The sequence below is a fragment of the Roseibium sp. TrichSKD4 genome (assembly GCF_000148725.1).
GTDB lineage: Bacteria > Pseudomonadota > Alphaproteobacteria > Rhizobiales > Stappiaceae > Roseibium.
Genome location: NZ_GL476310.1, coordinates 439,602 through 453,015, shown reverse-complemented (window position 1 = coordinate 453,015; position 13,414 = coordinate 439,602). Strand labels below are relative to the sequence as shown.

At 53.7% G+C, this 13,414-nt stretch carries 13 protein-coding genes and 1 tRNA gene; 10 read left to right on the top strand and 4 right to left on the bottom strand.

Features of this window, described 5'->3' with window-relative positions; translation table 11 throughout:
* Positions 1-101: 101 nt before the first annotated feature.
* The 4 genes from TRICHSKD4_RS32260 to TRICHSKD4_RS07930 are packed head-to-tail and all read left to right on the top strand — an operon-like array spanning position 102 to position 2,568.
* Positions 102-308, top strand: a complete 207-nt coding sequence (locus TRICHSKD4_RS32260) for a Com family DNA-binding transcriptional regulator (protein ID WP_009466984.1) — start codon at positions 102-104, stop codon at positions 306-308.
* Entirely contained in the window at positions 274-471 is a 198-nt protein-coding gene (locus tag TRICHSKD4_RS30175; RefSeq protein ID WP_009466983.1) for a hypothetical protein, read from the top strand. Before TRICHSKD4_RS32260 ends, TRICHSKD4_RS30175 begins: the two co-directional genes overlap by 35 nt.
* Positions 464-1,939, top strand: a complete 1,476-nt coding sequence (locus tag TRICHSKD4_RS07935; protein ID WP_009466982.1) for a ParB N-terminal domain-containing protein — start codon at positions 464-466, stop codon at positions 1,937-1,939. The genes TRICHSKD4_RS30175 and TRICHSKD4_RS07935 overlap by 8 nt, the downstream gene beginning before the upstream one ends.
* Positions 1,936-2,568 (top strand): trans-aconitate 2-methyltransferase, encoded by a 633-nt coding sequence (locus TRICHSKD4_RS07930; protein WP_009466981.1) that lies wholly within the window; start codon positions 1,936-1,938, stop codon positions 2,566-2,568. Before TRICHSKD4_RS07935 ends, TRICHSKD4_RS07930 begins: the two co-directional genes overlap by 4 nt.
* A gap of 194 nt (positions 2,569-2,762) precedes the next feature.
* Here the strand turns inward: TRICHSKD4_RS07930 and TRICHSKD4_RS07925 are convergent.
* The 4 genes from TRICHSKD4_RS07925 to TRICHSKD4_RS07910 form a co-directional block, all read right to left on the bottom strand.
* Positions 2,763-2,839: transfer RNA gene (locus TRICHSKD4_RS07925), tRNA-Arg, on the bottom strand.
* Positions 2,840-3,071: 232 nt separating this feature from the next.
* Entirely contained in the window at positions 3,072-4,547 is a 1,476-nt protein-coding gene (locus tag TRICHSKD4_RS07920; RefSeq protein ID WP_009466980.1) for a HAMP domain-containing sensor histidine kinase, read from the bottom strand.
* Between the two features lie 39 nt (positions 4,548-4,586).
* Positions 4,587-6,017 carry an NAD(P)/FAD-dependent oxidoreductase gene (locus TRICHSKD4_RS07915; RefSeq protein ID WP_040616572.1) on the bottom strand — a complete coding sequence of 477 codons (1,431 nt, stop codon included), beginning with the start codon at positions 6,015-6,017 and terminating at the stop codon, positions 4,587-4,589.
* Positions 6,018-6,055: 38 nt separating this feature from the next.
* Positions 6,056-6,871 (bottom strand): TVP38/TMEM64 family protein, encoded by an 816-nt coding sequence (locus TRICHSKD4_RS07910; protein ID WP_009466978.1) that lies wholly within the window; start codon positions 6,869-6,871, stop codon positions 6,056-6,058.
* A gap of 329 nt (positions 6,872-7,200) precedes the next feature.
* Here TRICHSKD4_RS07910 and rpmH point away from each other — a divergent pair, with 329 nt between their 5' ends.
* The 6 genes from rpmH to TRICHSKD4_RS07880 all read left to right on the top strand — a co-directional run bounded on the left by rpmH (position 7,201) and on the right by TRICHSKD4_RS07880 (position 13,352).
* Positions 7,201-7,335, top strand: coding sequence for a 50S ribosomal protein L34 (gene rpmH / locus TRICHSKD4_RS07905; RefSeq protein ID WP_040616499.1), 135 nt, complete (start codon positions 7,201-7,203; stop codon positions 7,333-7,335).
* A 63-nt stretch (positions 7,336-7,398) separates the two neighbouring features.
* A complete protein-coding gene (gene rnpA, locus TRICHSKD4_RS07900) occupies positions 7,399-7,794 on the top strand; it encodes a ribonuclease P protein component (RefSeq protein ID WP_009466977.1) in 396 nt (131 codons plus the stop codon).
* Positions 7,795-7,800: 6 nt separating this feature from the next.
* Positions 7,801-9,612 carry a membrane protein insertase YidC gene (gene yidC, locus TRICHSKD4_RS07895; RefSeq protein ID WP_009466976.1) on the top strand — a complete coding sequence of 604 codons (1,812 nt, stop codon included), beginning with the start codon at positions 7,801-7,803 and terminating at the stop codon, positions 9,610-9,612.
* A gap of 183 nt (positions 9,613-9,795) precedes the next feature.
* The gene (locus TRICHSKD4_RS07890) at positions 9,796-10,440 is read left to right on the top strand and encodes a CatB-related O-acetyltransferase (RefSeq protein WP_009466975.1); all 645 of its coding nucleotides are present in this window, start codon (positions 9,796-9,798) and stop codon (positions 10,438-10,440) included.
* Between the two features lie 45 nt (positions 10,441-10,485).
* Positions 10,486-11,133, top strand: coding sequence for a ribosome biogenesis GTP-binding protein YihA/YsxC (gene yihA, locus TRICHSKD4_RS07885; RefSeq protein ID WP_009466974.1), 648 nt, complete (start codon positions 10,486-10,488; stop codon positions 11,131-11,133).
* A 377-nt stretch (positions 11,134-11,510) separates the two neighbouring features.
* Complete coding sequence (locus tag TRICHSKD4_RS07880) at positions 11,511-13,352, top strand: diguanylate cyclase (RefSeq protein WP_168156990.1); 1,842 nt, start codon at positions 11,511-11,513, stop codon at positions 13,350-13,352.
* The last annotated feature ends 62 nt before the right edge of the window (positions 13,353-13,414 follow it).

Here is a 13,414-nt window from a genome sequence, read left to right as displayed (position 1 = left end):
TGTCGCAAAACGTGAACCCGCCCGACAGTAAATGAGGATAACCGCCGCACCCGCTGCCCGCGCGGGCAAGTGCAGTGTGGCTGAGTCGGCAGACGGTTGTCATGCAGGAAATTCGATGTGGCAGGTGCCGCAAGCTTTTGATGAAGTCAGAACCCGCCGCCATTCGCGGCACAGTCGAGGTCAAGTGCCCACGATGTGGCACGATGAACAGTTTGAGGCCGGTTGAGCCCCTTCCAGAGCGCCCGAGCGAGCGCACCCTGAAAGGCTTTAAAGATGGGCAAGAAAACTCAGCCCTTAAAGGACTATGACGTGTGCTCCACCGCTCCGATGGCCACCATTCGGATTGGACCGCACAGTTTCCTCGTTGATCGCAAGCGGTTCGAGGATTGGGAGCGGCAGCTCAACGCAAGCGTTGGCTTTGCACGCGATGATGTAATCGCAGAAATCAAGGGGAGGCTTGGAATTGATTGAACTTGTCGCCCCATCGTCCCTTCACGGGGACACTCGTAATCCGCGCGAGACAGATCCTGATCGCCTGGAACTTATCCGCCTTTCTCTGCAAAAGTTCGGCTTTCTCCTACCTATCTATGCCACTTCTGAACGCATGTTGTTGTCGGGACATCAACGGTCAACGGCCGCTGATGATCTTGGCTGGCTTGTTCCTGTTGTGATTGGGCAGAAAAACGGTTGCGACACAGCTGGCGCGAACCTGACGTTCAATAGGGCAACAAATGATTTTGCCCTGACAGATATCGATCACAGCCGGATCTCCGCGGCTGACTTGCTCAAACAACTGGCGTCACTTTCTGATACTGAAAATCGCTACCCGTGTCTGATCACAGAACGGCGCTCTGTGCCGGAATTGTTGACGTTGAACTTTGAAAAGTTCGAGCGCTATGCAGCTAACGCAGCCCGGCAGCTGGCAAGCTACGGTTTTCAAATGCCCATCATTGTCTCGGCTGAAGGTGAAGTGATCAACGGCATAGGCCGCCTTCAGGATGCCTCGGCGCGTCAAGAGGCGGAAATTGATTGTGTGGTTCTGGATAGTTCGATTGATCCTGATCTTGTCGCGTTTGCGCTTAACCGGCTGAGTATGGATTTTCAGTTTTCGGAACCCTTTCGCGACATTCTTAGGTCCAATGCCTATCGGCGTAGTCGCCAAAGACGGACTTCGCTCGGGAGCGGTTTCCTATTTGCGCTGGGTGCCGGGCGGTGCAAGGACTTCTCGCCCGGACGTGAAGCGGCCCGAATGCGTAGCCTGTACGGCTCGCGCGTTCTGGACTTTGGAGCTGGGCACGGTGACGAGGCAAAGATACTGCGCAAGATCGGGCTGAAAGTAACAACCTTCGAGCCTTACAAGTCAAATGGTCAAAAACCTTGTGTGAAGGCGGGTCGCCGTACTGCTCGAAGGTTCCTCAAAACGGTGGCTGAGGGCCAAACCTATTCCAGTATTTTCCTTGCCAGCGTCTTGAACTCTGTACCCTTTCCCGGCGACCGCGATCACATAGTCACCATATGTGCAGCGCTGGCTTCACCTGAAACTGTCCTTTATGCCGCTGCAAGATCCTGCAAAGACCCTAATTGGCGGGAGTGCTCGGTTGGTATTGGCTTAGGAACAACAGCGGCCCGCAGTGCGCGATTTATCTTAAAGGATGAGCCGGGAACCGCCGTTTCTGAATTGAACGATGCGCCGAAGATCCAGAAGTTCTTTCAGCCAAGTGAATTTGAACGCTTGTTTAAACAACGGTTTGGCTCGGTGGAGATCGGGGTGCACATCAACAATGTAACGGCGATATGTTCCAAGCCGCTGCAGATTGACCGGAAGGCGCTCGTCGATGCCTTGTCATTTGAGTTTGACCTACCTTATCCCGGCGGGCGCATGGGTCTTGTTTGCGAGGCAATCCAGGCGTTTGAAAAACGGTTGGAGGTCCAGTTATGAGCGATTGGACCTTCAAGGGTTTTCACGATGAATTTGACCGGCACGTCCGCGAACAACTGCCCTGGTACGAACTGGCGACAGATGCGGCGGTTCTGATTGCCAAGCACTACATCCCAAAGGGTGGCTTGATCTACGATATCGGATGTTCGACCGGGAACATGGGTCGAAACCTCAACGGGGTATTATTGGAGCGCAAAGCGCGGCTCATAGCACTGGATGAATGTGCAGATATGATCCGGGCTTACCAAGCCCCCGGAGAAGCAATCACCGCCGATGCAACGGCCTATGACTACCAGCCATTCGACGTAGCAATCCTTTTCCTGACCCTGATGTTTTTACCCGTTGCGGAACGGCAAGAACTCATGGCGAGACTGAGGGAGAAACTTCGTCCAGGCGGGGCAATTATCGTATTCGACAAATGCGTCTCGGCCGCAGGTTACGAGGGGACCGTCCTTAGCCGTTTGACTTGGCACCATAAGCTGCAATCAGGTGCACCACCGGCAGAGGTCACCGAGAAGGAAATGCGGCTGATAGGAGTTCAACGTCCTGTCTCCACCGCTGAAATTGCACCCGCTGTTGAGGCGTTCCGGTTTGCGGACTTCGCAGGCTGGATCATTTCGAATTCATGAGGACGGCTCAACGCCATTTAAGACGGCTTTAAAACCTTTCTAAAAGGGGGCACAAAAATAGCCAAAAATGGTTGCCATTCGAAATGACGTTTTTTGCCAAACAAAATGGCGCGCTACAGGTGCCGACACAGCGGGAGAGCGAGTTTCGGCGCGCTTTCCGCATTCAAATTAAGTTAGATATATCAAGAAATTAGTGGCGCACCGGGGAGGATTCGAACCCCCGACCCCCAGATTCGTAGTCTGGTGCTCTATCCAGCTGAGCTACCGGTGCTTGATCCGTTTTTGCATCTACGTTGATGCTTCGGATGGGTCTGTTCCGGCGGGCGTTTGTGTGTACCCCCTGAACAGGGCGCTACCTCTATAGCTGACCCTGATTGAATGCAAGAGGAAATTCCACTTTTTTCACCCGACCGTCACAATTTTTGCTCAAGCTATTGTTTTTGTTATATTTTCACTTCTCCACAAATGACGGTACGCCAATACGAGGAGCTTGGCGTTGTCAATCAGGTTTGCGGGAGCTGCAGACAGAAGCACGTCCCGTTTTTGGCATCTTCCAGATGGATCTGACCACCGTGAGCCTTGATCAATTCGGCAGCGATTGCCAGTCCCAGCCCGACCCCGCCTTTTTTTGATCCGCTGTGAAAGGCTTTGAAGAGAGACGCCTTGATATTGGCCGGAATGCCCGGTCCAGTATCTGAGACCCGGATCAGCATGGTACCTTTGTCAGCTTCAGCAGATACGACAAGGCGTTTGACCACCAAGTCGCTCCGATCTGCTTCCATGGCTTGCACGGCATTTCGGCTAAGGTTCATCATCACGCGGAACAGCTGATCCGGGTCAGCATTCAACTCCAGACCCGGGTCCACAGCGTTGACGAACTCAATCTCGGACCCTTCGAACAGGCCCAACACATCCGCGACGTCTTCGACCACCTTGGACAAATTAATAAGTCGCCGCTGAGGCGGGCCTTCCTGTGCTTTTCCATAAGCCATAACCGCCTGTGTGTAGCCAACTGCCCTGTCCAGAGTGGCCAGAATTTTTGGAGCCAACCGGGTGACGGTTGGGTCCGGAACATTTTCAATGCGCTCAAGAAACAGCTGGGCGGATGCCAAGAGATTTCTAAGGTCGTGGTTGATCTTGGATACGGCCAGTCCGAGGTCGGCCAGTCGCTGTTTTTGAGCAAGACTGCGTGACAGCACCTGCTGCATGGCTGCCAAGCGCATTTCGGCCTCACCCAGCTCGTCCTTTCGCCCGCTGGCTTTCAGCACTCTTTCCGGGTCTTCAGGTTCTTCGGAAAAGCGCTCCATGTTGGCGGTGAGCAGCTGCAGCGGCCTCACGAACAATGCTCTCAGGCTGATATAGACGAGTGACGCCGTGAGGATCGAGATAAAAAGCGACAATGCGAGAATGCGGCCAGAAAAGGCCAACATGTCGTTCTGCAGCAAAGATATGGGAATGACGATATCTACCCGCTCGCTATCGCCCATCTTGCCAGCGCCGATCACACGCATCAAACCATCTCCGCGATAAAGCAGAACGCGAAAACTCTCCATGATCGCGTTCCACGGCGTGACCTTGCCCATATCGACTTCAAATTCGATATTGAGCGGCACCGCCTTCATCGCCACCAGACTGCGCTGGCTTTGCCGATCAAGGGAGATCGCGACCGCGCCGGTGGCTTCCAGCAACTCCTCCTGAAATCTCGGCGCGACCGTATTGGTCTGCGTGAGGACGGACGCGGCCACCCCTGCGGTCGTCAGCCGGTCCATCAGCCAAGTGTTGCGGAAGTTCGCCACTGAGGGAACATAAATGAACACTTCCGAAAGCATGACAAAGAGGATAGTCAACAACAGCAGCTTGCCTGACAGCCCCCCCAAACCGCTGATTGGCTTGGTCTTCACATTCAATGCCTTCATGGCATTTGCATTGGACGTTTGCTGTTCTGGTGCCGTTTCGTCCGGTCGGTTCTCATGCTTCATGCGCAGCCGTTCCCGTTATCGCTGTGGCGATTGCCAGTCTCACCCAAACTTGCGCAACAGGGCAAGAACTTGCCGGAGCCAGTTTTTCTTCGGCAAATCAGCATAATAGGTGATTGCAGCACGGCGCACCAGCTCACCCAGTGTCGGATACGGGGGTATAAATCCAGCAAGGTCCTTCATGGACATCTTTTTAGAAATCGCCAGAGATAAGAGATTGATGATCTCCCCAGCCTGAGGACCGACGATATCAGCGCCCAGCAGCTTTCCCTTAGGGCCGACAATCAGTTTCAACTTGCCTTTGCCCTGCGCCTCCGCGAGAGCCCGATCATTGCCAGAGTAGGCAGCTTCCAGAACCTTTACCTTGTCGCCATAGCGGTGTCTGGCATCTGGTTCCCTCAAGCCCACATGACCCAATTCAGGGGACGTATAAGTAACCCAGGGAATGACATCCCTGTTTCCCTTGGCAGGAAGGCGAAACAGGATAGAGCGCACCACAAGTGAGGCATGATAACCGGCCACGTGAGTAAACTGAAGACCTCCCGTCACATCGCCGATTGCATAGACTTTTCGGTTGCTTGTCCTCAGATCCGCCCCGACCTTGATGCCTTTGCGATCATATTCGATCCCGGCCTCAGCCAGCCCCATACCGTCGACATTTGGGCTGCGCCCAACAGCCAAAAGAAGATGACTACCCGATACCTCGCCAGCTGTGCCGTCACTGCCCGTCCAACGCACTGTTATGTCGCTGCCATCGGCCTCAACCTCGGAAACAGTGGCCTGCTCTTCAATTGTGATGCCTTCCCCGCGCAATTGATCCAGGACGATTGCAGCCAGTTCTGGATCATCTCGACCAAGAGCTTTTTGCCCCTCGACGACCGTGACCTTGCTACCAAGCCGCCTATGAGCCTGCGCCATTTCCAATCCAATAGGGCCACCGCCGATGATGAGGAGGTGCTCGGGAGCCTCGCGCAAATCGAAAATCGTTTCATTGGTCAGGTAGGGGACGCTCTCCAAACCCTTTATCGGAGGCACGGCAGCCTTTGACCCAGTTGCGACAATAAATCGGCGCGCCCGGATCTCATAGCCTTCGGTAACGACACAGTCGGCGGAGACGAATGAACCGTGAGACTTGATCACCCGAACACCCAGCCCTTCGAACCGCTCCACGGAATCATGAGGGGCAATGGCTGCGATCACGTTATGAACATGGTCGTTGGCCTTGGCAAAGTTGATACCGTCTATCTTTGCATCAATTCCGAATGCTCCAGCCTGACCAACCGAATAGGCTGCTTTCGCGGCGGATAGTAGGGATTTGGAGGGTACACAGCCGGTATTGAGGCAATCCCCGCCCATTTCCGCCCTTTCAAGCAGCACCACATCCACACTAAAAGCGGCGGCTGCAGCAGCAACGGAAAGGCCACCTGAGCCTGCCCCGATGACACAAATATCCGGCGTCAGTTGAACTGTCATTTTCGGTCCCATCGGTTTTCAGGAGTAAGCGTTCAGGATCAGGCGGAACGAAGGCGTTTGATTGCAACCGGAATCAAACTGGCGATTCCCAGAACGAAAAACGCGGCCAACAATTCCGGTGTCACCAATGCACTGATCTCCACCGAGCATGTCCCATCTGCTGCGCAACCGGGATTGGCTGCTTCCTGCGCCTCAATAACGCTGTCGAGACCCGCGCCAATGAAGGCAAAGGCAAACGTTCCCGGCAGAATGCCCAGCGCAGTTGAAACAGCATAGGTTCCCAAGGGCACTTTGAACAAGGCAGGCGCGATGTTGACCAACCAGAATGGAAAAACCGGCGTCAGGCGCAGGAACAAGAGATAGTGGAACGCATTGGAGCGAAACCCTTCGGACAGGCGCTCAACAAATGGGCCAGCCTTCTGCGTAAGAAATTCGCCAAAAGACGAGCGAGCAATAAGGAAAACAATTGTCGCGCCAAGGCTGGCCGCAAGCACTGTGACTGCCCCGCCAACGATCCAGCCGAACAAAAAGCCGCCCGAAATCGTTAGAAGGGACGCGCCAGGAAAACTGAGAGCAACTGCACAGACATAAATCCATGCGAACAGTCCAAGGCTGAGCAGAAAATTATTTTCCACGGAGGAAATAAGGCTTTGCCGCTCCTGAATCAGCGTGGAAAGAGACAGGACCTCGTGCCACCCTTGACTAAACCCGAACCCCATAACGGCGACGAGAAGAGCGAGAGGTCCCCACGCTTTCAGAAAGGAGCCAGACTTTCCCTCTTGAGTGGAGGTTTTTTCAGTCACTTCCATAGTTCGCTCGGTTTCTTTCAAGCCGACATTCTTGTCGATTGTCATAACGAAGAAGCCCCGTATTTGCGTTGCACTCGCCCCTTGGCATTGTCCACGATTTCAGATGTACATGAATTTCTCGTGTGCAAAGGCTGGATCACTGACAAGTTATGACACCTTGCCAGTTCTTCACTGTCCCGTGAACGGCACTTTAACGTCGGTTTTTGCGTTGTGTGCGTTGACTTGAAAGCGCACGCCCCGTATAAGCGCGCACGACTGGAACTCGCATCCGATCGACGCAGGTCTTTTCGGACCGCTCCTTATTGGGGCTCGGGTGCTTTCTCCAAACATGTTTATGACAAAAAGGGCCGCGTGTTTGGCACGCGGGTAGAACAATGAAGCGTACGTACCAACCGAGCCGTCTTGTCCGCAAGCGCCGCCACGGCTTTCGCACGCGCATGGCAACCAAGAACGGACGTCAAGTTCTGGCTCGCCGCCGCGCCAAAGGCCGGAAGCGTTTGAGCGCCTAATCGGCAACCGATTGCGGCGCAGCCGGTTTTGCTTGCTACCCGCAGCACGGAAATGCAGCCGCAATGGAAACTTTAAGAAAGCGCGCCGAATTCCTCGCGGTCTCCAAGGGAGGTCGCATTGGACGGCGCGCTTTTTTGATTCAAGGGTTGGCGCGGAAGGGAGCCGCCCAATCGCGTGTCGGATACACGGTCACGAAGAAAACAGGGAACTCGGTGGTTCGCAGCCGCATCAAGCGTCGTTTAAGGGCGGTTGTTGCAGCGCTTGATCCCAAAGAAGTCCCAACAGAGGCCGATTTCGTCATTGTTGCTCGTCAGGATGCCCTGACAGCCCCCTTCCCCAAAATGATCGCAGACCTTAAGTCAGGTCTTGTGCAGGTGCTCGATCCGCGCACGCCCCGCGGGCCAAGACGGCCGCAAAAGCGTACATCACGGTCCCAATCGAGCAAGAAGCAGAGGTAAGTTCCGTTGTTCTCCGAAAACCGCAACACACTTCTTGCGATTGCCCTGTCCCTCGCTGTTTTGCTGGCATGGCAGTATTTTGTTGCCCAACCTCAGCTTGAGAAACAGCAGGCAGCGTTGCAAGCGCAGCAGGCTGCAGAGCAGGCGCAATCTGATCCCCAACGCCCTTCAGCACAAAATGCACCGGGTGCAGCTACAACCGGCGCACCATCGGCATCCGGACAGGAACAGTTTCAAACAAGAGAGCAGGCAATTGCCGCCAGCGAACGCGTCACGCTTGACACGCCGCGTCTTTCTGGCTCGGTCAATCTGGTCGGCGGGCGGATCGATGATATCCGTTTGAAGGATTATCATGAGACTGTCGACAAGAGCAGCCCGACGGTGGTTCTGTTTTCACCCAAAGGCAGCCCCGAGCCATTTTACGCTGATTACGGATGGGTCAGTGATCCAGGTGCAGACGTTGCCCTTCCCGGCGCAGACACGGTCTGGTCAGCCCCTGCAGGCGCGCAGCTGACACCAAATACACCGCTTACCCTTACCTTCGACAATGGCGGAGGCCTGACGTTCAAGCGGACATTCTCTATCGACGAGAACTACATGTTCTCCGTCACACAGTCCGTTGAAAACTCCGGTTCTGAAGCAGTCACGCTTTACCCATACGGTCTTTTGGCCCGCACCGGACAACCAGAGACAACCAATTTCTACATTCTGCACGAGGGCCTGCTTGGTGTCTTCGGTGAAGAAGGTCTGAAGGAAGTTGACTATGACGATCTGGCCGAAACTGGTGTTGATCGTCCCGGCAAGGTGGACCGCGGCTGGCTTGGCATCACTGACAAGTATTGGGCGGCAACGCTGGTTCCGGAGCCTGGCCAGACATTCCAGCCGAGCTTTACTCATTCGAATGTGACCGACAACTACCAGGCTGACTTCCTTGGAAGCGCTGTTGTTATTGCTGCCGGTTCGACATCCGAAGCCAATTCGTACCTTTTTGCTGGTGCCAAAGAAACCAAGCTACTGGATTCCTACGAAGCGACGCTGAATATCGAACAGTTCGAGCTGTTGATTGACTGGGGTTGGTTCTACTTCCTCACCAAGCCGATGTTCTTTGCGATCGACTGGCTCTTCATGATGTTCGGCAATTTCGGTGTCGCGATCTTGCTGGTCACCGTTGCGATCAAGCTTGTCTTCTTCCCGTTGGCGAACAAATCCTACGTCTCAATGAGCAAGATGAAGCTTGTTCAGCCTCAGATGCAGGAAATCCGAGACCGCTATGGCGACGACAAGGCAAAGCAGCAGCAAGCCTTGATGGAACTTTACAAGAAAGAGAAGATCAACCCGCTGGCCGGCTGCTTGCCGATCCTGATCCAGATCCCGGTGTTCTTCGCCCTCTATAAAGTTCTGTTCGTCACCATTGAAATGCGGCATGCGCCGTTCTTTGGCTGGATTCAGGATTTGTCCGCGCCGGACCCAACAACCATTTTCAATCTGTTCGGCATGATCCCTTGGGATCCGCCGCAGCTCCTGACGGTTGGCATTTGGCCGCTTCTCATGGGCATCACCATGTTTGTCCAGATGAAGATGAACCCGGCTCCACCGGACCCAACGCAGCAGATGATTTTCACCTGGATGCCGATCATCTTTACGTTCATGCTGGCATCTTTCCCGGCAGGCCTCGTGATCTACTGGGCGTGGAACAACTTCCTCTCTATCGCGCAGCAGTGGGTCATTATGAGCCGCCAGGGTGTGAAGGTGGAACTGTTCGACAATCTGAAGTCGACGTTCAAACGAAAACCGGCCAAGGCGGAAGAAGAGAAGTAATTGCTCTTTTCAGTTGAAACTTCAAAGGAGGCCCGCTACCCAGTGGGCCTCTTTTTCATTTTGGAGCAGGTGATATGAACCACTGAAGCAGGATCTTTCCAACAAGGCGACGTGCCCAATGGGAGATCACACGCGTTTTAGACGCTTCCCCATTCCCTTGTTCTTGCTTTTAATGGTGTCCATATGCCTGCTCTTTCTCCCGAACTCCGGTTTCCCTTTAACGGCGAACCGCACACGGTTTTCCTGAAAAACGTTATCTCCCGCGCTAACATCGAGGTGGGTGACTACACCTATTACAACGACCTGATTGATCCGACTGCATTTGAGGATCAAAATGTTCGTTATCACTTTGATTTCATTGGCGACAAATTGGTGATCGGCAAATTCTGTGCCCTTGCTCAAGGCACAACGTTCATCATGAGCGGGGCCAATCATGCCATGACCGGCTTTTCAACCTACCCGTTCCACATCTTCGGCGAAACTTGGAGAGAGGGATTTGATGAGCGAATAATCTTCGATCATATCCGCGGAGATACCGTCGTTGGCAACGACGTTTGGTTTGGTACGAACTCCACTATTCTACCGGGTGTTGAGATTGGATGTGGCGCAATCATAGGAGCCAATGCGATGGCTTCCAAAAACGTCCCACCCTATGCAGTTGTTGTGGGGAACCCCGGCAAAGTGGTGCGCCTCCGCTTTGAACAACACACCATTGACCGCCTGCTTGAGATCGCTTGGTGGGACTGGCCAACTGAAAAAATCACGCAAAACCTCGACGCTATACGCGGTGCAGATCTAACAGCGCTGGAAAAGGCTTCGGTTGTGTGAGTGTAAATGCTCGACGCACTGCCAAAGCCGATGTAGAACGCGCCTATGAGCGAAGATGAAACATATTCACCGGAAGAGCTGGAACGCGGACGCTTGCTGTTCGCCCGGCCCTGGACTTTTCAGACCAGCGTTACAGAAATGGTCAACCTGCCAGAATCGGCAGATACGGAAATTGCATTTGCAGGACGCTCGAATGTCGGCAAATCCAGTTTGATCAACGCTTTGACCGGCCGCAAGGGGCTGGCTCGGACGTCAAGCACGCCGGGCCGGACTCAGATGCTGAACTTCTTCCATGCGCCCGACACGCCCATCACGATTGTTGACATGCCCGGGTATGGCTACGCGCAAGCCCCCAAAGGCCTTGTTGATGCATGGACGAAGCTGGTCTTTTCATACCTTAGGGGTCGACCAAACCTTCGGCGTGTGTTCCTTCTTATCGACAGCCGTCACGGATTGAAGAAAAATGATCTGGAGACAATGGACCTTCTGGACAAAGCCGCTGTTGTCTATCAGGTCGTTCTCACCAAATCCGACAAGATCAAGAAGCCTCAGCTCGCCAAACTGCTCACGGACACACAAACGGCACTTGCCAAACGTATAGCCGCTTATCCCGAAATTATCGCCACATCCTCTGAAAAGGATCTGTGCATCGATCTTTTGAAAGCAGAGATCTCTCGCTTTACGATTAGTTAATCTTTTTTACGCAGCTTCTAATTGTAATTTTTTACAATGCCTGAAAAGGCAATTTTTTAGAAGTTGAGGCAAAAATCATGACCGCGAACTGCGAGACGCGCGCATTCGCCCCTGACGACCCTATGGAAGCGACGCCAGGAAATAAGAACAAAAATGCACCAGCACCTCGCAATGCTGAACCGAATAGAGATGCTCTTCGCTTTATAGTCAGCGAAGCGTGTCAATCATCAGGTGCCTGTGCCGCTTATTTAAGTGCTGCAGATAATCGCGCGCCGATCAATGTGGGGGTAACCCCTCAAAAATCGCATACTGACTGCGTTTCAAGCCTCACCCGCATTGTTCATCATACTGAACAGCCTCATCATATTTCAGCACCATTGGCCGGAAGCAGGACCCAGGAAAGTCACCTTCTCCCGCCCCACTGCTCTGCAGCCTCTGCCTTTCCGCTTATCGGCATAACGGGTAAAGCGCTTGGCGTTCTGGTCCTGCTTTTTGAAAACACACAATGGCAACGATTGCTGCTCTCTCGAAAGACCCAAACGAATGGGTTCGTTCAGACACTGCAAGCTCTGTTGGCCCCGCAAATTGCTTATGCCCATACCAAGGCTTTTTTGAATATTGCCGCAGACTGGACATGGGAGCGGAATGCCGACGGCCGGACGGTAATTCACCATTGTTCGAAACGCCCCCCCTCAACGAGCGAAGACCTGCTGACCCATGCGCTTCACAATCCCGCTTACTCTGCGCGCTTCAAAACCCTTATTGATAGCAGGGTACCTTTTCGGGACGAGCGGCAAAGCGTTGACGTTGGGACTGGGAAGAAGACGGTTAGCCTGTCAGGTGAACCAGTGTTCACTTCAAACGGCGATTATCTCGGCTGTCGCGGTATTGCTCGGGACGTAAGCGAAGAGGAAGCTTACACAAAGCGTATCCGTTTTCAGGCCAAACGCGATCCCTTAACGGGCCTCGCCAATCGAACAACATTCAAAAAACAACTGAAACGCACTTTTGACGACTGGATGGAGCATGGTGACAGAGCCACACTGTTTCATCTTGATCTCGACAAGTTCAAGATGCTGAACGACACTTACGGGCACGCATTTGGGGATCAAATCCTGAAAGTTGTGGCCCGCAGGCTCAAAACCATCCCTTCAGAAGAAGCGACCATTGCGCGCTTAGGCGGCGACGAGTTTGCGATCATCGACCCTGCCCTGTTTCGCCGCGTCGCCATCAAGGACTGCGCACAGGCTTTGATCAGGACACTGAATGAACCGCTTGAGATCAATGGAACCTGCATCCGCCTCGGCTGCAGTATCGGAGTTTCAGTCCTGCCAGAAGATGGCGCGACTGGTGAGCAGCTGCTCGGCAATGCGGATCTGGCCCTTTATTCTGCAAAGAAAGCCGGGAGAAACCGCTTTCATTTTTTCACGCCCCAAATGCGCGGCAAAGTGGAAGCCAAGGAAACGGCTCGACAGGCAATCGGAGAAGCCCACCGGGCAAACGAGATTGGCCTGAAATTCCTCGAAATCAGAGACATGGACGGCGACACGCTCCTTGGAGCGGAAGCTGTCCTGACCTGCGCGCGCGGCGAAATTGGGGCCCAGCATATGCGTGCATTGCGCTTCACATTGGCCCAAACCGATGAAGCCGTGGAAATAGGCACAAACTTTATACGACGTGCCTGCATCCAAATGGCTGATTGGAACCAAAGGCTCGACACCCAGAAGTTTGTTTCTGTTGCGCTTAATCCGGCACAGGCCGAAGATCCAAACCTGTCGCAAACCATCTCCAGGATCGTGGCAGAAACTGGTTTGGGCTATTCCAACCTTCAACTGAACATTTTGCCCGAAAGCCTGCGACGCGATTCGGTGTCGCTCAAACGGCAATTGCTACATTTGTCCGAGTTAGGGGTTGCACTGGGGCTTGTTGACTATGGCTCCTTAATGGTCAGTCCCTTTCATTACGTTTCGGCGGGGATCAAAAAGCTGAACCTGGATCTGTCCCAGATCGACAGGCTAGACCACCACTCGACACGCCAGTCACTTGGCAGGGCTCTGGTCAATTTTGCACATCAGCTCGGATGTGAAGTCTGCGTCAGCGGCTACCAAGGACACTTGGATGACACGCAAGTCAAAACACTTGGCGGCAGGACTTATCTGAGGGATCAGGTCGATGATGCAGTTTCCGCCAACGCATTGGAAACCATTCTGTTTGGTTGAGTAACACTCCTCTTGAAAGCGATATCGGAAAAGTCAGCAGCGGAAGGTTTGTGGTCTCTTCG